The sequence below is a fragment of the Holophagales bacterium genome (genome assembly GCA_016719485.1).
In the GTDB taxonomy this organism is placed as follows: Bacteria; Acidobacteriota; Thermoanaerobaculia; order UBA5066; family UBA5066; genus UBA5066.
The window spans coordinates 15,223-34,767 of sequence record JADJZB010000022.1; the positions used below are offsets into that span (position 1 = coordinate 15,223).

A 19,545-nucleotide genomic window follows, 5' to 3' on the forward strand; every position below is an offset into this window, starting at 1 on the left:
GAAGCTACCGGACGACGATCCGGTCGAGGACGATCCCCAGCTCACGCGGGTCGTCGGCGAGGCCGGCCGCCTTCGGTACGAAGACGGGCGACGCGAGCTCGACGCGCACCGGCTCGGCACCGGCCATGCGCATCCTGGCCGCCTCGTCGAGGACGAGGCGCGCCTCGCCGAAGTCTCCCGCGAGGACACTCACCCGGCCCGCCGGAACGCCCCCGATCGAGACGGCGACCCAGACCGGTTCGGCTCCGGGCGCCTTCGCCCGCAAGGCGATCTCCCGGGGGATGAGGCCGGCGACGGGCACCCAGACGAAGGAAGACCGCCCCGACGTCCAGCGCATCGTCAGGCCGCTCTTCGCGTCCGTCTCGCGCTCGTGAAAGCCGTCGAGCGCTCCCCACGCGTCACGCGGGCGTCCGAGATCCAGGATCCGTTCCTCGCCGAGACGTTCCCAGAGAGTTTCGGGCGGCACCGAGTAGGTCGACTCCCGTATCAGGAAGCAGCCTTCGGACGGGCGCGTCACCCCCGAGAGCGCCGGGAGCGGCTGGGGCCGGTCGCACGAGAGAACGACTTCGCGTGGCCGCAGCAGCGGCCCGAACACGGGGACAGGGATGATCGCGAGCTCGAACGCGCCCGGGTCGAGACGCCGGGTCAGGAGAACCCGCCCGGTCTCCACGTCCCGGACCGTCAGCGTCGTCGGTCCCTCGAGGTGCTGACGCTGGCCTCTCAGGAGAGCGACGGGAGGGCCCTGGAGACCGGGGATGATGAGGCGCGCCTCCGGCCCGGCCCAGCGGACGGAAGGCTCCCCCGGTCCGCGTTCGCGCAGCCCGAAACCAGGACCGAACAGCGGCGGAGCGGGATCGCGAACGGCCACGCCGAGGAGCCGGCGGTTCCCGAGCGCGTCGGCCACCCGGCCTCCGTGGTACCACGAGCGCCAGAGCGGATCCGTACGGTCGGGAGCGTCGGGCTCGTCGCTGAAGTCGGCGATCCGCACGAGCCTCTTGTTGATGCGCGGGACGGGCGCCAGGAGGAGGTCGTCGGTGAGGCCCCAGATCTTCAGCCTCCCCTCCCAGATCTCCGTCCTCAGGAACGAGGCGAAGACGCCGTCCGCGATGAGCGACTCGCGCCCCGGATGGCCGTACCGGGCGATCTGGTCGATCGCGGCCGCTGGAGGCGTCTGGTGCGTCGCACCGTGGCGCACCTCGGGCCACGCGAGGCGTCCGAAGAGCGCGGCCCCCGCGAGCATCGCGGCCAGGCCGAGAGGCGGACGCCGCAGGAGGGCGCCCGCTCCGGCGGCGACGGGCAGCGCGAGAACGAGGACGAACGGCACCGAGTAGCGCGACATCGCCCGGCTGTGCAGGAACCAGAGGGAGAGGAAGGCCGGGACGAGAACGAGAAGGAGGCTGGCCGCCGACCGCGGGGTGCGGCGGGCCGTGGCGGCCAGACCGACGGCGCCGAGGGCGAGGACGACGAGTGCACGCCGCCACGAGAGGAAATCCCGCACGAGAAAAGAGTCGAGGACCGTTCCGAACGCCCCCGTCGCGAAAGCGTGAGACCGGAACTCGGCACGCTCGCCCACGGCCGCGAGAAGCCCCGGTATTCCCCCCGCCTCGCCGAGGAGCCAGAGACCCCACGCGAGCGTTCCCACGAGCCCTGCCCCGACGAGCACGCCGGCCGCGAGCCGGCCCCGGCGATCCCGCAGGAGGCGAACGGCTTCGACGAACAGGAGCGGCCCGAACACGAGGACGAGGTGCGGGCGGACCCCCGCTCCCGCCGCGGCGGCCAGGCCCGCGACGAGCGCGAGCGGCCAGGCCCGACGCCCGGCCCGGGCCCGCCCGGCCGCGGCCGCCAGCGCCGCCAGCGAGGCCAGGAAGAACGCCGTCGAGGGCGAGTCGGTGAAAGCCCGGCCGCCATTCACCCACACGACCGGAAGCGCGGCCGCGAACGCCGTTCCCCCGAGCGCGGCCCACCCGCCGACGACCCCGCGGCCCCAGAGGAAGAGAGCGACCAGCGAGACGCACGAGAGCAGCGTCGCCGCAACGGCCAGGGCGAGGAATGGCGAAGGGATGATGCCCAGGAGGCCCCGGCCGATCAGGATCCAGACGGGAAAGCCCGGGGCCTGGGGGGAAAGCTCGGCCAGGTCGAACCGCGTCACCGCCCCCGAGAAGACCGCCTCGTCGATCTCGCCCGGCGACACCGCGATCGCCAGGAACCGCGTGGCCACGACGGCGCCGAGGATCGCCGCGACCAGGGAAAGCGGCGGCTCGATCGGGCGGGGCAGTGACGGCGGGAGCTTCACGGGAACCGTCATTCTAGGGGCCCCGGCGACCAGGGGCTGGGCGTACGGGGGTCCGGCGGGAACCACTGCGCCCCGGGGCGCTAGAATGGGGCGATGCTTTCGAGGACCCACCTTAAGGGATGACCGAGCCACGGATCATCCCCCGCGCCGAGCATCCCATCTCGCGCGGCTACATCGACCCCGACGCCCTGAAGGTTCTCTACCGCCTGCACCGGTCCGGGTTCAAGGCGTACCTCGTCGGCGGTTCCGTCCGCGATCTCCTGACGGGGAGGACCCCGAAGGACTTCGACATCGGGACCGACGCCCGCCCGCAGGACGTCCGCCGCCTCTTCCGGAACTGCCGCGTCATCGGCCGGCGTTTCCGGCTCGCCCACGTTCTCTTCGACGGCGGGAAGATCGTCGAGGTCTCCACCTTCCGGAAGCGTCCGGAGCCGGAGGAGGTCGAGCCGGGCCAGACGGGGGATGCGGATCTCCTGATCCGCTCGGACAACACCTTCGGCACCCCCGCCGAGGACGCCGTCCGGCGCGACTTCACCATCAACGGCCTCTTCTACGACATCGCGACGTTCGCCGTGATCGACTGGGTCGGCGGCGTCGAAGACCTCGAGCGGCACCTCGTCCGCACGATCGGAGAGCCCGAGATCCGCTTTCGCGAGGACCCCGTCCGGATGATGCGGGCCTGCGAGTTCGCGGCGCGGCTCGGGTTCGACATGACCCCGGAGGTCCGGGCGGCGATCGACGAGAACCGCAAGGAGATCCTCAAGAGCGCGGCTCCGCGGGTCACGGAAGAGCTCCTCGACCCCCTTCGCCGGGGCTGGGGGGCGGCCACCTACCGGCTCTGGTCGCAGATGGGTCTCCTCGGCGAGATCTTTCCCGACCTCGACCGCGAGGTCGGAGGGAAGGCGGGCGCCAGCGGCCTGTTCTGGAAGATGCTCGCCGAGACCGATCGGCGAAGGGCCGGCGGCGAGGTCCTGTCCGACGCGAGCCTCCTCGGGGTCGTCTTCCTTCCGCTCCTGTTCGCGGCGATCCGGACGCGCTCGGGCGGAACGGTCGACGCCCAGAAGCTCCTCCTCCTCCTCGAGGAAGTCGTCAACCCGTCTTCGGTCCGTCTCTCGCTTCCGAACGCGGCGATCCACGACCTCAAGCAGGGGCTCTTCACGATGGGACGCCTCGCAGAGCTCCGGCCGGGAGACGCCGCCGCGCGGCGGCTCGTGACGAAGGGCTATTTCCCGGTAGCCGTCGGCCTCCTGTCGCTCTATGCGGCCGCCTCCGGGCGCTATCGCGACGCCGCCAACGTCTGGGAGGAGGTCCTTCGGCGCGGCGGGCGGACCCCGCGGCCCGGCGAGGACCTCCGGGCGGCCATCCCGTTCCCCGAAGCTCTCATCCCGCACGAGACGCACGATCCGCACGAGATCTTCCTCCCCGACGAGGTCCGCCCCGCGGCTCCCGCTGCGCACCGGCGGCGGCGGCGGCGGGGCCGGGGCGGCCGGCCGGGAGAAGCGGCCTAGTCCTTCGCCTTCTCGCCGTCGGGAGGACCGGCCGAGCGCCGCTCGAAGACGTACGGCCCTTCCTTTGCCCCCCAGACCTGCCGGTCCTCGAGGTCGTACCCGCGGTCCCACGACTCCATCCGCCCCTGGACGAGCTTCACCCGCGAGGTGGCGTAGCGGGCACCCGAGAGCGCCGACGGGCAGTGCGTCCCCTCGGTGCCTCCCTCCCACCCGTCGGCGGTCTTCTTCAGCCGAACCGCGCACCCGATCCGTTCGACGACGTCCCCCGCACCGTAGAGCGCGAGGTCGGCCGGGTCTCGCCACTTCCCCGACACGGCGACAGGCTCCTTCGGCTCGAAGACCCGCGACACGACGCCGCCGTCGGCCGTCTCCTCGATCCGGTAGAAGCGCTGCCTGTACGGCTTGTCCGGTGTCGCCGAGAGCGCCTGCTCCAGGTAGAGGACCGGCGATCCGGACCCGAGCCGGCTCCTCGGCACGAGCACCGAGACGAGGCGAACGGCGCGAAAAGCCGCCGGGTTCGCCTCGGCCTGCGTCTCCGAATCGAACGTGCCCGCCAGAAGCGAAGCGACCTCCTCGGGGGCACCCGGCGTCTCGGAGCCGGTCGCCGACGTCCCGAAGAGCACGGCGAGGAGGACGGCGGTGGGAAGCGCGGAGGGGGTGGTTCTCTTCACGGAGTCCGAGAGTAGCAATTCTCCCCTTCGTCCACCGGCCGGACGGGTGACGCATCCGTCTCTTCGGAAGTAGTCTCCCGCCCGTGGCATTCCCGGCAGGGGCGCGGCTCGGCTCCTTCGAGATTCTCGGTCTCCTCGGCGCAGGTGGCATGGGGGAGGTCTACCGTGCCCGCGACGAACGTCTCGGACGTGAGGTCGCCATCAAGGTCCTCGCCTCCGGCTACCTCTCGGATCCCGAGCAGCTCCGGCGCTTCGCAGGCGAGGCGCGGACCGCGTCGTCCCTGAACCACCGGAACATCGTCACGATCTTCGAGATCGGCCAGTCCGACGGCCAGCCGTTCCTCGCGATGGAGCTGATCGCCGGCCAGACGCTGCGCAAGGTCGCCTCGGGCGCGCTGCTCCCGCTGCGCGGGGCCCTCGACATCATGGTCCAGGTGGCCGAGGGCCTTTCCGCCGCACACGAGGCGAGCCTCGTTCACCGCGATCTCAAGCCGGAGAACGTCATGGTCGCCCGTGACGGCGCCGTGAAGATCCTCGACTTCGGCCTCGCCAAGCCCTTCGGGGAGGCGGCTTCGGGAGAGCTGGCCCGGAGCCTCTCGAAGACGTCCACGGGCATCGTCGTCGGCACCGCGAGCTACATGTCCCCCGAGCAGGCGCGAGGGCACGCCGTGGACTTCCGCTCCGACCAGTTCTGCTTCGGCCTCATCCTCTACGAGGTCCTGGCCGGCAGGAAAGCGTTCGCGAAGGCGAGCGCCGTCCAGACGCTCACCGCGATCATCGAGGAGGAGCCCGAGCCTCTCGCGCACCTCAACCCGAAGGTCCCGCCCCCTCTCCTGTGGATCGTCGACCGCTGTCTCTCGAAGCAGCCCGAGGAGCGCTACGCCGCGACGCGCGACCTCGCCCGCGAGCTGAAGCAGCTGCGGGACAACCTCTCCCGCCTGACCGGAGCAGTCCAGCAGGGGACCAGCGAAACCCGGGCGGTGCCGGTCGCCGCCACGACCGTCCGAACGGGCGCCGCCGCCCCCACGACGCGCGTCACCGCCACGACGTCCATCCCCGCGCCGGCTCCCGAGAGCGCCCGGCACCGGACGGCGAGAGTTCTCGCCGCGGCGCTCGGCGCGCTCGCGCTCCTCGGGGGCGGCACCGGCTTCGGCTGGTGGCTGGGAAACCGGGGAGCCGAGACGGAGTCCGCCTGGAAAGGCGACCTCATCCTCGGGAACACGACCCAGGTCCTCGCCTCCCGTCTCTCACCGGACGGACAGACGCTCGCGTTCGTCACGCCGGCGGGCGGCGTCACGCAGGTCGCCGTGATGAAGCCCGCCTCGGGGGACTGGACCGTCCTGACGACGCGCCCTGACTCCGGCTCGGTCTACCGGGTGGCCTGGTCGAAGGACGCCACGCGGGTCTACTTCGACCGCGTCACCGACATCCCGCACGGCATCTTCAGCGTGCCGGCCGTCGGGGGTCCCGAACACCTCGTCCTGGAGGACGCCCAGAGCCCCGAAGCTCTTCCCGACGGCGGCCTCCTCGTCGTGAGGACGTCGACCCAGGGGGAGTTCCGTATCCACCGGTTCTCTCCAGACACGGGTCTCGTCTCGCCGCTCGGCCCACCCGTCGTCGCCGAGTCGGTCGGCCTCGCCCTCCGGGCGAGCCCCGATGGCCGGGAGGCCCTCTTCTGGGGCCGGCTCGCCACCGAAGGAGCGAAGTCCCTGCCCCGCCAGCTTCATCTCCTCGACCTGGCGACCGGCACGGTGCGCCCGGTCACGGGGGAGCTTCCGGTGGCGCCGCCCTATGCCTTCTCGGCCGACGGCCGGTCGGTCGTGGCGACCGTCGCCGTCGGCGACCTCTTCCGCCTCGTCTCCGTCTCGCTCGACGGGCACGAGGTCCGCGGGCTCCTGACCGTCACCTCGCGCCCGTCGAGCATCTCTCCGGGTCCCGCCGGCAGCACCTACGTCTGCCTCTCCGAGAGCACCCAGGAGGTCCTCAGATTCCCGGTCACAGGGGGTGTGCCCGTGCGCCTCGGAGCGGCGAGAGGTGCTTTGACGAGCCCGGCGCTGCTCCCGGACGGCCGCGTCATCCTCCCCGGCCTCGTCGCGGGCCGCCGCCGGCTCTTTCTGAGGAGCCCGTCCGGCGAGACGCGTCCGCTCGTCGACACCTCCGAGGAGACGGCTCCGCCGGTCGCGACGCTCGGAGGCACCCGGTCCGTCTTTCTTGCCGGAGCGCCGGGCGCGCCTCCGTCGCTCGTCCTGGCATCCATCGAGGAGGGCCGCATCCAGCGCCGGCTGCCCGGCACGGAGGGAGTCGTTCCGCAGGACCTCGCGGCCTCGGCCGACGGACGGACGGTCTACTACCCCGACCGTGGCTCTGTCTGGGCGATCGACGTCGACGGCGGCACCCCGCCGAGGAAGTTCACCACGGGGCACGGCGTCGCGGCTTTCCCGGATGGCAAGGAGCTCCTCGTCCAGCGAAACGGCATCAACGGTGTGGATCTCTTCCGCGTCCCGGTCACCGGGGGCCACGAGCTCCGGATACCGCTGCAGGGGAACCTGCGCCTCGCGCCGGTGCCGCTGTCGGGCCGGGCCGTGGGTCCGGACGACCGGATCGTCGTGACCGTCGCCTCCCGCGACTCCTGGAGGTGGAGCCCGGCCCTCCTCGACCCCTTCACCGGCACCGTCGAGCGGATTCCCGTCGTCTTCGAGGGCGACGTCCAGTCCTCGGGCTGGGCTGACGGCGAAGGCCTCGTAGGCCTCGGCGTCAGTCTCCGGACCGAGCTCTGGCGATTCCAGGAGATTCGCTGAGCGGCCCTGCCTAGCGCATCAGCAGGAGAAGACTCAGGGCCATCGTGCCCATCCCCGCCAGGAGGCCGTAGAGCGAGTCGTGGCCCTTCCCGAACGCGCGCGACGTCGGGAGGAGCTCGTCGAGGGAGATGTACACCATGATCCCCGCGACCGCGCCGAAGAGAACTCCCATCACCGAGCTGGTCAGGTACGGCCGGAGGAGGAGGTAGCCGACGGCCGCCCCCAGCGGTTCGGCGAGGCCCGAGAGGAGCGACCAGCCGAAGGCCGCCTTCCGGCGTCCCGTGGCGTAGAAGATCGGTACGGCGACGCTGACGCCCTCGGGAATGTTGTGGAGCGCGACCGCGATCGCGATGGCGAGCCCGACGGCCGGATCCTCGAGGGCGGAGAGAAACGTCGCGAGCCCCTCGGGGAAGTTGTGGATCGCGATCGCGATGGCGAGCGCAGATCCCGTCCTCCGGAGCCTGGCGGTCGCCGGGTTCGCCGTCGCCTCGCCGAGAGAGGCGATCTCCAGCGCGGATCGCACCTCGTGAGGGTTCTCGTCGCCGGGGATGAGCCGGTCGATGGCCAGGATCACGAGCGTCCCGAGAAAGAAGGAGCCCACCGCCAGCCACGCCCCCTCGCGCGCACCGCGCGCGGCCCCGAGCGCCTGCTGCGCCTTCGGGAGGATCTCGACGAAGGAGACCCAGAGCATCACGCCGGCCGAGAAGCCGGTCGCCACCGACAGGAGCCTCAGGTTCGTCCGCTTCGCGAAGAACGCGATCGCGCTCCCGAGGCCGGTCGCCAGCCCTGCTGCGATCGTCAGCCCGAACGCGATCCCGACGTTGCTTGCAGGCGTACACCCCTCCCGCGCGCGCGGCGCACCGGGCATGTTCGCACGACGGAGGACGCCCCCGCAGGGAGCGGATCAGGGGACGGGAACGTCAGGTCCCCGGGGTCCTCGTCCCCCGGTCTCAGGCGGCTTCCGTCGGCCTCTTGGGCTTGCGCTGGGAGTGGTCGAGGACGCGCTTGCGCAAGCGGATGGAACGGGGCGTCACCTCGACGAGCTCGTCGTCTCCGATCCACTCGATGGCCAGCTCCAGGGGCATCTCGCGGGGCGGCGTGAGCTTGATGGCCATGTCGGAGTTGGAGGCGCGCATGTTCGTCAGGTGCTTCTTGACGCACGGGTTGACGACCATGTCGTTCTCGCGGCTGTTCTCGCCGACGATCATCCCGGGGTAGCAGGCGACGCCCGGTCCGAAGAAGAAGACCGACCGCGTCTCGAGCCGCTCGATGGCGTAGGCGGTCGTGTCCCCGCCTTCCTTGCAGATGAGCGCGCCGGTCCGGCGCGTGTCGACGTCGCCCTTCCACGGTTCGTAGCCGGCGAAGACGTGGTTGAGCATCCCCTCGCCCTTCGTGTCGGTGAGGAACTCGTTGCGATAGCCGAAGAGGCCGCGCGTCGGGACCTTGAAGTCGATCCGGGCGCGTCCCGTGCCGTTGTTGACCAGGGCCGTCATCTCGCCGCGACGCCGGCCGATCTTCTCGATGACCGTCCCGACGAATTCCTCGGGGACGTCGACGACGAGCTGCTCGATCGGCTCGCAGGAGGCGCCGTCGACTTCCTTGACGATCACCTCCGGCCGCGAGAGCGCCAGCTCGAAGCCCTCGCGCCGCATCGTCTCGATGAGGATCGCCAGGTGCAGCTCGCCGCGCCCGGAGACCTTGAAGGCGTCGGGGCCGTCGGTCGGCTCCACGCGCAGGGCGACGTTCGTCCGGAGCTCCTTCTGGAGGCGGTCGAAGATGTTCCGGCTCGTGACGTACTTCCCCTCGAGGCCGGCGAAGGGCGAGTCGTTCACCCGGAACGTCATCGAGACGGTCGGCTCGTCGACGGCGATCGGGTCGAGGGCCACCGGGAATTCGGCGTCGGCCACCGTCTCGCCGATCGTGACCTCCTCGATCCCCGAAAGGACGACGATCTCCCCCGCCGGGGCTTCCGTCACGTCGACGCGCCTGAGCCCCTCGAACACCATGACCTTTCCGACACGGGACTTCACGAACGAGCCGTCGTGGCGGCAGACCATGATGTCCTGCCCGGGCTTCACGACCCCGTTCACGACGCGCCCGATCGCGAGGCGCCCGAGGTAGTTGTCGTAGTCGAGGGAGGCGACGAGGATCTGGAGAGGCGCGAGGGGGTCCCCGCCCGGCGGAGGCACCTCGACGAGGATCGCGTCGAGGAGCGGCCGCACGTCGTTGTTGGCGTGGTCCACCTCGAGGCGCGCGAACCCCTGCTTGGCCGACGTGTAGACGATCGGGAAGTCGAGCTGGTGGTCCGTGGCACCGAGGTCGACCATCAGGTCGAAGACCTCGTCGATCACCTGGTGGGGGCGCGCCTCCGGGCGGTCGACCTTGTTCACGGTGATGATCGGGCGCAGGCCCAGCTCGAGCGCCTTGCGGAGGACGAAGCGGGTCTGCGGCATCGGGCCGTCCGCGGCGTCCACGACGAGGAGGACGGCGTCGACCAGCTTCAGGACGCGCTCCACCTCCTCCGCCGAAGTCGCTGTGCCCCGGGGTGTCGACGATGTTGATCTTCGTCCCGTGGTAGCGGATGGACGTGTTCTTGGCGAGGATCGTGATCCCGCGCTCGCGCTCGAGGTCGTTGGAGTCCATCACCCGCTCTTCGGTGTGCTCCCCGGCGCGGAACGTCCCGGACTGCCGGAGAAGACAGTCGACGAGCGTGGTCTTGCCGTGGTCTACGTGGGCGATGATGGCGACGTTCCGGATCTCAACCATGGATTCCCCTTGCCCGCGCAGGACGCACGGGAGGGGGAGGGTACCAGACCGGCCGGAACGGGATCCGCTACTTCTTCGTCAGCGTGGCGCTCAGGTACGAGGCGAAGTCCTTTCCGGGAGGGGCGACGTCCAGCTCTTCGAGCAGCGTGCCGTCGGCCTTTCGCGTCAGGGTCCAGCGCGACTTCACCCCCGCCTCGAGGTTCGCCAACTCACGTGCCGTGAAGCGGATAGAGCCGTCGGGACGCACTTCTGCGTCGTAGATGCCCCAGGCTTTCGTCGAGAAGACGACGAGAGCGACGTACTTCCCCCTGGCGCCGTCGTAGACGATCTTGGCGATCTCCTCGCTGCGCGCCTCGGGCTGGCTGTCCTTGACGGGGTAATAGGTCGTTGCCCGGTACCCGAGCGTCGCTCCGTCGACCTCGAGGCCGAAGGAGACGACCCGGCCTCCGATCCGTCCCCCCGATTCCACGGGGCCGGACCAGGAACCTGTCACGAAGTTGAACTCCTGGAACACTTTCCACGCACCCGCCGGAGGCGCCTGGGCCGAGGCGACGGCGGCGGTCAGAAGAAGGATCAAGGCCGGAACGTAGCGAACGGGCCCCGGGATTCGGTCAGGAGACATCCCACCTCCTCCTCGAAAGAATCAACCAGCCGGAATTATAGACTCGGGGCGGAACCTCGCGCCCCTTTCGTTCGTTCCTTCAGAACGAGGAGACCCATGGCGAACGCTGCCCATCCCGATGCCGAGCTCGTCGCCCGCTGCCTGAACGGCGACGATCTTGCCTGGCGGGAGCTCGTCGAGCGGTACTCCGCGAAGGTCTACCGGATCGCCTACCACCGCACCTACGACCGGTCCGAAGCCGAAGAGCTGACCCAGGACTGCTTCCTGAAAGTCTGGGAGAACCTCGACCGGTACGAGCCGACGGAGGCTTCGCTCCTCGCCTGGATCGCCACCCTCTCCCGCAATCTCTCCATCGACCACTACCGGAAACGCCGCCGGGAAAAGGGATTCCGCTTCGTCAGCGACGACGCCCTCGTGACCCTCCTCCCCGGGTCGGACGATCCGTCGGCCGACGCCGTCCGTCGCGAGCGGCTCCGCTTCCTCCTCGACGCCCTGGCCCAGCTCCCCGACGAGCTGGCCGAGGTCGTCCAGATGCGCGACCTCGACGGCCTCGACTACCGGGAGATCGCCGACCTCCTCGGCCTCCCCGACGGCACGGTCAAGTCCCGGCTCAACAGGGCGCGGGTCGAGCTGGCGCGCATCGTGAGAGAACGGATCGGCGCGGCACCCCTGACGCGCGGGCCGCTCTTCGGCTCCCTCACACCCCAGCCCGGAGGGGCCGCGTGACCGGTCAGGCAGGCCCCTGCCGCCGCGCCGAGACGGCCCTCCTCGCTGGGGGCGTTCCCGTGCCCTCCGAGGTCTCGAGCCACGCGTCCTTCTGCGAGACCTGCGGCCCCCTCCTCCTCGACTGCGAGGAGAACGACCGGGTCCTCGGCCTGCTCTCCGTTCCCCGGCCGGCCGCCACGCTCGTCGCGTCACTGGAGGACCTCTCCGGGTCCGTGCCGCCGCGCGTGGCCGCGCGCGAGGTCCTGGCGCTGCTCTCCCCTGGCGCGCTCGCGCCGCCCGAGCCCTCCCCCGCCCTCCTCCGGCGCCTCCTCTCCTTCCCGGCGGGGCACCCTCGGCGGGTCGAGCCGGCCGTAGAGACGAGCCGTTTCCGCCGCTGGCGCAGCGACTGGCGCGTCGTCGTCGCGCTCGCGTATGCCGCCTGCCTCGCCCTCGTCGCGATCCTGGGGGTCGATCCCCTTTCCGCCGCGCGCAGCGGAGCCAGCGGGATGACGGCGGCGGGAGAACGGGCCCTCGCCGAGGCGAAGGTCGTTGCCGAAGAGAAGCTCGACACGGTCCTGGCGGGCCACCGGAAGAGGCCCCTGACCGAGCAGCTCGACTACCGGCTCTACCGGACGCTCGCCGTCGGCAAGGCGAAGACGACGGCGTGGGCGGAGATCCTCCTCGGCCGGGTCTTCGGCAGCCGCGTGGATACGGAACCGGCCCGTCCCGCGCCGGTTCGCGAACCGGACCCCTCCGGTTTGCGTTCCTTGGATCGAGCGGGGCAAGACGCCCCGCACCACAGAGCCCAGCGAGCCTGAAGAGCCAGAAGGTGACGCCGATGAACGACAACGCCAGCCTCCCTCCGCCCCCCCCGAGCGCCTACGCGGCTCCCCCGGTCGCGTTCGTGCCGCCCGCTCCCGCAGTGTCGGCGCGTCCCGCGCCGCCGCCCGGCAAGAACCCCGCGGCCGCCGGGCTCCTCTCCCTGTTCTCGGGGCTCGGGCACGTCTACCTCGGTCTCTACAAGCGGGGCATCGTCTTCTTCTCGATCTTCGTCCTCCTGATCGCCATCGCCGACCGGGGAGACTCCGGACCGTTCGGGATGCTCATCCCCTTCTGGGTGATCTTCGTCCTGATCGACGCCGTCCGGCAGGCGCGGGCGATCAACGCCACGGGGATGCCCGAGCCCGGCTTCTTCGGCGAGGAGAGGCCGTTCAAGGCCGACGGCGGCCTGACGTTCGGCATCTTCCTGATGCTCGTCGGCCTCTTCCTCCTGGCCAACAAGGTCTTCTCGATCGACCTCTCGTTCCTCCTCGACTGGTGGCCGGGCCTCCTCGTCGCCTTCGGCGGCTGGCAGGTCTTCGCCTACTTCCAGGAGAAGAAGCGGCGGGAGGAAGTCGCCAGCGAGGCGGCGGCGGCCGAGGTCCTCAAGGCCTAGCGTCCCCGAGCGACGAGTCCTCGAGCGAAAGGGAGGGGCCTCGGCCCCTCCCTTTTCCGTTCCCGCCGGACCGGCCTCGAGAGGCAGGCTCTACGAGCCCAGCTTCGTCACGAGGACGACCGTCTTCGGCGCCACCTTGCCATCGCGCGGGTCGATCAGGTGGTCTTCCACGACGATCTGCAGCGTCTCGTCGTCCTTCGTCCACCGGGCCGTGAGGCCGGACTTCCCCGCCCACGCCTTCTCGACCGCGGGGTCGACGGAGAGCCCGGCGGAACGGGCGTAGTCCTGGAGGTCGGTGAGGATGTCCCTCTGGCCCTTGAGGAAAACGACCTTCATCGCCGGCCCCTCGTAGAACGCGACCGTTTCGTCCCAGCTCTTCGGCGTCGTGTAGACCGCGACCTTCAGGCCGGCGAGGCGGCGCCTGATCTCGGCCTTCGTCTCGGCCGGCTGGGACATCCTCTCCAGCTCGGCGAGGATTCCCTGCATCTCGACCTTCGCCCGGTCGGAGACGACCTTCGTGATCTCGGTCTCGAAGATCCCGCCGGGCGGCGGCGGGACGCCCTTCACCGGAGAGGGCTCGGCGAGCCAGAAGAGGGTGAGGAGCGTCAGGAGGGAGGTCATCGGGGCGGGAGTTTACCCGGCGCGGTCACGGCTCGCGCTTCTTTACGACGATCTCCTCCGGCTGCCCCGCGAGGAACCTCAGCGAGCACTCGGCGAAACCCTCGCACCGCAGGCAGGTGAGGTCCTTGTCCCCCTTGAAATCGACCGGCTTGCAGATGTTCACCCCCGGCACGACGAGGCGCGTCAGCTCGCCGCGGAGCCCTTCGCCGGCAGGTGGCTCGACACCCGACCGTTCCGCCGCCCGGAGCGCCTCGACGCGGGGGAAGAGCTCCCGGTTCCTCTTCTCGAGCGTCTCGTCCTGGCGGGCCTCCCCGGCGGTCTTCACCGCGACGAGCGCCTCGCGCGCCGCCTTGCCCGCCTTGAACCGGCCGTGATGGCGCACCCAGAAGTAGACGAACCCCGCGCCGGCGCCGAGGATCCTCACGAACGCCGGCCCCGGGCCGAAGGAGAAGAGGTCGCGGAAGAAGCTCAGCGCGAGGACGCCGAGGCTGAAGAAGGCGATCCACTTCACCTTGACCGGTATGACGAAGAAGACGAGGAACTCCGTGTCCGGAAAGAGGAAGGCGTAGGCGAAGAGCATGGAAATCGGCACGACGAACGGGTCGCTCACCAGGGGCGTCCCGAGCGCCCACGCCGAGAGCGATCCGCCCAGCGTCGCGACGAGCCAGAAGATCGTGTACTCCCGCGTCTCCCACTCCGCCTCCAGGGCGCTCCCGAGGATGTAGAGCGCGAAGGCGCCGAAGAAGAGCGACATCGGCCCCGAGTGGAGGAACTGGAACGTCACGAAGCCCCACGGCTGCGTCAGCGCCTGCTGCGGCCAGAAGCCGAAGAGCGCCGCCACCTTCTTCGGGTCGGTGACGTAGAGGAGGAAGAAGATGAAGTGCAGGCCGCAGAGCGGCAGCGTGAGACCCAGCTTCGGAGCGAAGAGGTCGCGGCCCGAGGTCATCCGGAGCTCCTTCCGAAGCGCTTGAGGACTTCGGCGTGCGCGAGGGTGAGGAGGATCGGGCGTCCGTGGGGGCAGGTCCACGGGTCCCGGCAGGCAGCGAGCTCGGAGAGGAGGCGGGCCGCCTCCTCCGGGGCGAGGCGCCGGTTCACGGTGATGGCCCCGCGACAGGCGAGCGACGCGGCGAGGACGTCCTTCATCTTCGACACGCTCTCCGCGCTCCGGGAGCCTCCGGTTTCGGCCGCGTCCGCGAGCCGGGCGAGGAGGTCGCGCAGGACGGGAACGACCTTCTCCGCCGCGCAGTCGGCCGGAGCGGCCGAGACGACGAAGAGCCGGCCCGAGAGCTCCGACACCGAGAACCCGGCCGCCGAAAGGACCTCGTCCGCGCGCGAGAGGGCGTCGGCCTCCTCGGGAGCGGCCTCGAACGTCACCGGCGTCAGAAGCGTCTGCGAGGCGAGCCCCTGACCCTCGAGCCTGTCGCGGATCCGTTCGAAGCGGACCCTCTCGTGCGCCACGTGCTGGTCCACGAGAACGAGCCCCTCGGCTCCCTCGGCCACGAGATACGACTCGCGGTACTGGCCCAGGAGCCGGAGCGTCCCGGCGGGCGAGGCGACGGCCGCGGTGGCCGGCGCGGCCTCCCACGAGGCGTGCGTCGAATGGGGTGCGAGGGGCCCGGGCCCTCCCCCGGCGTCCCAGAGCCCGAGCGACTCGGCGAGCGCCGTCGCGGCGGGCGGGGCATCGCCCCAGCTCGCGGGCCGCGCGAACGGCTCCGAAAGGACCGACGCCGGCAGCGACGTGGCCGACTTCCCTTCCGTCAGCGCCGCGCGCAGCCCCCGGTGGACGAGCGAGTGGACCGACGACGGCTCGAGGAACCGGACCTCGCTCTTCTGCGGGTGGACGTTCGGGTCGACCTTCCCGGGAGGGCACGTCACGAAGAGGACCCACGCCGGGTTTCGCTCGCCCAGGAGCGCCTCCTCGGCCGCCAGGCGCGCCGCGTGCGCCACGGATCCGTCGCGCGCCGCGCGCCCGTTCACGAAGAGCCACTGGAACGTCCGCGACGCGAACGTCGTCTCCGGCGAGGAGACGGCACCCGAAAGGCCCATCCCCGCATACGCGAACGAGACCGGCAGGACGTTCGGAAGCGAGGATCTCCCCATCACCTCGGCAAAGCGGTCGAGGGCGCTCGGCGCCGCCGGCAGCGTCAGCAGCTCCCGCTCCCCGGACCGCAGCGTGAACGCGACCCCGGGGCGCGACAGCGCGAGGGCCGTCAGCGTCTTCACGATCGCCCTCTGCTCGGCGTCCTCGGACTTGAGGAACTTCCGCCGCGCCGGGACGTTCCCGAAGAGGTCTTCCACGACGACGCGCGTCCCCTTCGTCTGCCGCACGGGCTTCACGACGGGCTCGGCCCCCCGGTCGGCGACGACCTCGGTGCCGAGGCCCGACCCGTCGGGAGACGTCGTCAGGACGAGGCGCGAGACCGACGCGATCGACGGCAGCGCCTCGCCCCGGAAGCCGAGGCTCCCGATCCGCCCCAGGTCCTCCGCCGTCCGCACCTTCGACGTCGCGTGCCGCTCGAGCGAAAGCGGGGCGTCCTCCGCATCCATCCCGCAGCCGTCGTCCGCGACCGAGAGGCGCGCGATCCCGCCCCCCTCGATCTCCACGTCGACGCGGGTCGCCCCCGCGTCGAGAGCGTTCTCGACGAGCTCCTTGACGACCGACGCCGGCCGCTCGACCACCTCGCCCGCGGCGATCTGGTCGACCAGGACGTCCGGGAGAACCGCGATCCGCGCCACGCCGCGGGAGAGTAGCAGGGGGCGGGAATCAGTTAGGCTCGCTGGCGACATGGACCGGCCCCGCCGCCCCTCCCCGGCCCTCTTCGCCTTCGGGGCGCTCGTCCTCGCGATCCTCGTCGCGGCGTCGATCCTCGTGGGGCGGGTCGCACGGCTCCCCGGCGAGATGGCAGGGGCCATCCCGCGCACGATCCGCGAGACGACGACGGCGGTCTCCGAGGGGCTCGCGAGGCTCGCCGCGGCAATCCGGACGCGGACGATCACGACGACGTTCGCGAGCACCGCGACCGAGATCCGCGGGACGAAGCGCCTGCAGGTGGCCGAGCTCTCCCAGGTGGAGGTCGTCGAGCGGCGCGACGCGACGGAGCTCCTCGGCTTCTCCCTTCCCGACGTCGTCGTCTCGGCCCGCGCTCCGGTGACGTTCACCTACACCCTCGACCTCGACGGGGAGTGGGACTTCGACCTGACGGAACGGACGGTCACCGTCCTCGCCCCGCAGATCCGCTGGAACGCTCCGGCCGTCGACGTCTCGGCGATGACGGTCGTCACGACGGAGAGCTCGATCCTCCGGGACGAGGCGCCGGTCGTCGAGGAGCTGCGCGCCTCCCTCACCGGGCTCTTCGCGCAGCGCGCGCGGCGGAACCTGCCGCTCGTCCGCGAGACGGCGCGCAAGCAGACCGAGGAGTTCGTCAGGACCTGGCTCCTGCGCGCCTACGGCGTGCCGGAAGACGTGAGGGTCGTCGTCCGCTTCCGCGGCGAGCCGGAGACGATCGCACCGGCTCTGTAAGGGGTCAGGTCTTGATTTTCTATTGTACGGACGGTCGGGAGGGCTCCGCCGGGGCACGCAGCGCGAGCGCGAGCGCTCCGAGCGGCACGACGAGGAAGACGAGCGCCGTCAGCGCGGCGACCGTCGTCAGCGAGAGGCCGGTCGTCGCGGCCACCTTCACCATGTCGTTCTGCCCGGTGATGGCGATGGTCTGGTAGTCGGTCCGCGCCGCGGCGCTCAGGACGACGCCGCCGAAGAGCTTCACGTTCCGCGCGACGAGGTAGAAGGCGAAGAAGGCCCAGACGGGCAGCTCCCACTCGGGGCGCTCGCCCCGGACGGCGCGCCGGAAGGCCCACGCCGCGAAGGCGACCTCGGCGAGGTGGCCTCCGATGTCGAACGCCGTGACGTGCGCCGGCGTGAAGGCGACGAGCGGGTAGGCGAGGGCGAGGGCGGCGAGGCCGACGTTCCAGCGGGGCGCGTGGCGGTACTTCACCGCGAAGAAGACGAGCGCGCCCCAGACGAGGGCCGCGAAGACCCGGCTCTGGGCGAAGACGATCGTCATGACGATCGCCGGCATCGCCGAGCAGCCGAAGAACCAGGCGACGAGCGTGTGTCCCAGCTCGTGGACAAGAAATGAGATCCCCTCGCCCATGACGCGGAACGGGAAGAACCAGCCGAGGAGGACCGAGGGCACGAAGGCCACCAGGAGCGCCCGGACACCGGGCGCGAGGGCGCCCCACGCTGCCGGGACGCTGCCGGGCGCCGGCGACCCGGAAGCGCGAGGGGTCGGCACGGCAGCGGAAACCACGGGAATCGCGGGGGCCTCGGGAAACGTCTCGCTGCCCGCCGCCGCTCCCGCGTCTCCGTACTCCACGAGCGTCCGTACGAGGAACCGGTCGTCCCACGGCGCCAGGACGTGGCGCCAGCCGCCGCCCGGCCGCGGCTCCATGCTCAGGACCTCGAACAGCTCTCCATCCCACCGTACGGCCGTCCCCGGGAGTACGGGAGCACGTGGAGAGACCTCTTCCCGCCCCGCCCACGGCTTGGGATGGAGTGAGAGGAGGGCGATCGTTTCGTCGGAGGTGGGCTCGAGACGGTCACGGCCGAGGGGGCGGGGCATCGATGAACGTTACCCCGCCCCCGGGCCTCTGGACTACATCTTCGGAAGGAGGACGGTGAGGTACTTCCAGAAATTCTGGACCGACGGGATGCTGACGCACTCGTCGGGCGAGTGGGCATTCCGGATCGTCGGGCCGAAGGAGATGGTGTCCATGCCGGGGAACTTCTCTCCGATGATCCCGCACTCGAGGCCGGCGTGGATCGCCTTCACCTCGGGCTCGTGGCCGAAGACCTCGGCGTGGACGTTCTTGGCGACGCCGAGGATCGGCGAGGAGACGTTCGGCTTCCAGCCCGGGTAGCCGTCGCCCTGCTTCACGGCGAGGCCGGCGAGCATCATCGCCGTCGCCATCTGGCGCCCGGCGTCCTTCTTGGCGGAGTCCACGGAGCTGCGCTGGCTCGTGGCGAACGAGACCTCGTCGTCCTTCGTCTCGACGATCGCGAGGTTCGTGGAGGTCTGGACGAGGCCCGGGATGTCGGGCGACCAGCCGAGGACGCCGTGCGGCGCCGCGTGGATGAACCCGACGATCCGCTTCGCGTCGCCCGCCGCCAGGGGATTCGGGGCGGTTTCGACGCGCTCGATCCCGATGTGAACGGGGTTGTCGAAGCGGCCCGACTCGGAGCGGACGTCGGCCTCGAGCTTGGCGAGCGCGGCGCGCAGGTCGGCCTCGCGGGTCGTGTCGAGCCAGCCGGAGGCGAATCCCTCGCGCGCAATGGCGTTGCGCTTGCTACCGCCGTCGAGCGTCGACGGGGCGAACCCGAACGTCTCGGCCTCGGAGACGGCGCGGGCGAGGACCTTGAGAGCGTTCACGCGCCCCTCGTGGATGTCGCAGCCCGAGTGGCCGCCGCGCAGGCCCGTGACGGCGATGCGGTACGGGGAGGCCCCGGCCGCCGGCGCGACGCGGGTGACGGGCGTCGCGGCCATCGTGTCGAGGCCGCCGGCGCAGCCGACGTAGATGGCGCCCTCTTCCTCGGTGTCGAGGTTGAGCATCCGTGTGGCGGAGAGGAAGTCGGACGTGAGGGCGTTCGCCCCCGTCAGCCCGGTCTCCTCGTCGATCGTGAAGAGGCACTCGAGCGGCGGGTGCGGGATGTCCTTCGACTCCAGGAGCGCGAGCGCCGCGGCGCAGCCGATGCCGTTGTCGGCGCCGAGCGTCGTGCCGTCGGCCTTCACCTCGTCCCCGGCCACCACGAGGCGGATCGGGTCCTTCGTGAAGTCGTGCACGGTGCCCGAGTTCTTCTCGCACACCATGTCGAGGTGCCCCTGGAGGAGGACGGGAGGCTTCGTCTCGAGCCCCTTCGTCCCGGGCTTGGTGATGAGGACGTTCCCCACGGAGTCGACCTTTACGGGGAGCCCGAGGCGGGCGGCGAACGCGACGACGTGGGCCGTGGCGGCCGCTTCGTTCTTGGAGCCGCGGGGGATCGCGGCGAGGGCGGCGAAGTGGTCCCAGAGCAGCTGCGGCTCGAGGCCGGAGAGGGCGTGAGTCATGAAAGGGTCTCCTTCAAGGGGCCCG

General features: G+C 71.1%; 15 protein-coding genes and 1 pseudogene. 6 read left to right on the forward strand and 10 right to left on the reverse strand.

Annotated features, from left to right (window positions below; genetic code table 11):
* Positions 1–4: 4 nt before the first annotated feature.
* Complete coding sequence (locus tag IPN03_15030; GenBank protein MBK9374995.1) at positions 5–2,293, reverse strand: hypothetical protein; 2,289 nt, start codon at positions 2,291–2,293, stop codon at positions 5–7.
* A 119-nt stretch (positions 2,294–2,412) separates the two neighbouring features.
* On the opposite strand from IPN03_15030, the gene IPN03_15035 reads away from it, so the two are divergent.
* Positions 2,413–3,801: a polynucleotide adenylyltransferase PcnB gene (locus IPN03_15035; protein ID MBK9374996.1), complete on the forward strand. Its 1,389-nt coding sequence runs from the start codon at positions 2,413–2,415 to the stop codon at positions 3,799–3,801.
* Here the strand turns inward: IPN03_15035 and IPN03_15040 are convergent.
* Entirely contained in the window at positions 3,798–4,472 is a 675-nt protein-coding gene (locus IPN03_15040; GenBank protein MBK9374997.1) for a chromophore lyase CpcT/CpeT, read from the reverse strand. The genes IPN03_15035 and IPN03_15040 overlap by 4 nt on opposite strands.
* 83 nt (positions 4,473–4,555) lie before the next feature.
* Here IPN03_15040 and IPN03_15045 point away from each other — a divergent pair, with 83 nt between their 5' ends.
* Positions 4,556–7,270: a protein kinase gene (locus IPN03_15045; GenBank protein MBK9374998.1), complete on the forward strand. Its 2,715-nt coding sequence runs from the start codon at positions 4,556–4,558 to the stop codon at positions 7,268–7,270.
* Between the two features lie 10 nt (positions 7,271–7,280).
* On the opposite strand, the gene zupT is transcribed toward IPN03_15045, so the two are convergent.
* From zupT to IPN03_15060, 3 genes and pseudogenes are all read right to left on the reverse strand, one after another.
* Entirely contained in the window at positions 7,281–8,138 is an 858-nt protein-coding gene (gene zupT / locus IPN03_15050) for a zinc transporter ZupT (GenBank protein ID MBK9374999.1), read from the reverse strand.
* 82 nt (positions 8,139–8,220) lie between these two features.
* Positions 8,221–10,036: pseudogene (gene typA, locus IPN03_15055) on the reverse strand (translational GTPase TypA).
* A gap of 67 nt (positions 10,037–10,103) precedes the next feature.
* Positions 10,104–10,613 carry a hypothetical protein gene (locus IPN03_15060; GenBank protein MBK9375000.1) on the reverse strand — a complete coding sequence of 170 codons (510 nt, stop codon included), beginning with the start codon at positions 10,611–10,613 and terminating at the stop codon, positions 10,104–10,106.
* 141 nt (positions 10,614–10,754) lie between these two features.
* Here IPN03_15060 and IPN03_15065 point away from each other — a divergent pair, with 141 nt between their 5' ends.
* The 3 genes from IPN03_15065 to IPN03_15075 are packed head-to-tail and all read left to right on the forward strand — an operon-like array spanning position 10,755 to position 12,798.
* Positions 10,755–11,384: a sigma-70 family RNA polymerase sigma factor gene (locus tag IPN03_15065; protein ID MBK9375001.1), complete on the forward strand. Its 630-nt coding sequence runs from the start codon at positions 10,755–10,757 to the stop codon at positions 11,382–11,384.
* Positions 11,381–12,181 carry a hypothetical protein gene (locus tag IPN03_15070; protein ID MBK9375002.1) on the forward strand — a complete coding sequence of 267 codons (801 nt, stop codon included), beginning with the start codon at positions 11,381–11,383 and terminating at the stop codon, positions 12,179–12,181. Before IPN03_15065 ends, IPN03_15070 begins: the two co-directional genes overlap by 4 nt.
* 20 nt (positions 12,182–12,201) lie before the next feature.
* Positions 12,202–12,798 (forward strand): hypothetical protein, encoded by a 597-nt coding sequence (locus IPN03_15075; protein ID MBK9375003.1) that lies wholly within the window; start codon positions 12,202–12,204, stop codon positions 12,796–12,798.
* A 90-nt stretch (positions 12,799–12,888) separates the two neighbouring features.
* Here the strand turns inward: IPN03_15075 and IPN03_15080 are convergent, their stop codons facing one another.
* Genes IPN03_15080 through mutL form a run of 3 tightly spaced genes read right to left on the reverse strand, consistent with a single transcriptional unit; the run spans position 12,889 to position 16,155 of the window.
* Entirely contained in the window at positions 12,889–13,419 is a 531-nt protein-coding gene (locus IPN03_15080; protein ID MBK9375004.1) for a hypothetical protein, read from the reverse strand.
* Positions 13,420–13,444: 25 nt separating this feature from the next.
* Complete coding sequence (locus tag IPN03_15085) at positions 13,445–14,365, reverse strand: rhomboid family intramembrane serine protease (GenBank protein MBK9375005.1); 921 nt, start codon at positions 14,363–14,365, stop codon at positions 13,445–13,447.
* Positions 14,362–16,155, reverse strand: coding sequence for a DNA mismatch repair endonuclease MutL (gene mutL / locus IPN03_15090; protein ID MBK9375006.1), 1,794 nt, complete (start codon positions 16,153–16,155; stop codon positions 14,362–14,364). Before mutL ends, IPN03_15085 begins: the two co-directional genes overlap by 4 nt.
* 49 nt (positions 16,156–16,204) lie before the next feature.
* Here mutL and IPN03_15095 point away from each other — a divergent pair, with 49 nt between their 5' ends.
* Positions 16,205–16,939: a hypothetical protein gene (locus tag IPN03_15095; protein MBK9375007.1), complete on the forward strand. Its 735-nt coding sequence runs from the start codon at positions 16,205–16,207 to the stop codon at positions 16,937–16,939.
* A 19-nt stretch (positions 16,940–16,958) separates the two neighbouring features.
* On the opposite strand, the gene IPN03_15100 is transcribed toward IPN03_15095, so the two are convergent.
* Together IPN03_15100 and IPN03_15105 are read right to left on the reverse strand one after the other, a co-directional pair.
* Positions 16,959–17,867, reverse strand: coding sequence for a hypothetical protein (locus IPN03_15100; GenBank protein ID MBK9375008.1), 909 nt, complete (start codon positions 17,865–17,867; stop codon positions 16,959–16,961).
* A 204-nt stretch (positions 17,868–18,071) separates the two neighbouring features.
* On the reverse strand, positions 18,072–19,520 hold the full coding sequence (locus IPN03_15105; GenBank protein ID MBK9375009.1) for an aminoacyl-histidine dipeptidase: 1,449 nt from the start codon (positions 19,518–19,520) through the stop codon (positions 18,072–18,074).
* Positions 19,521–19,545 lie beyond the last annotated feature (25 nt).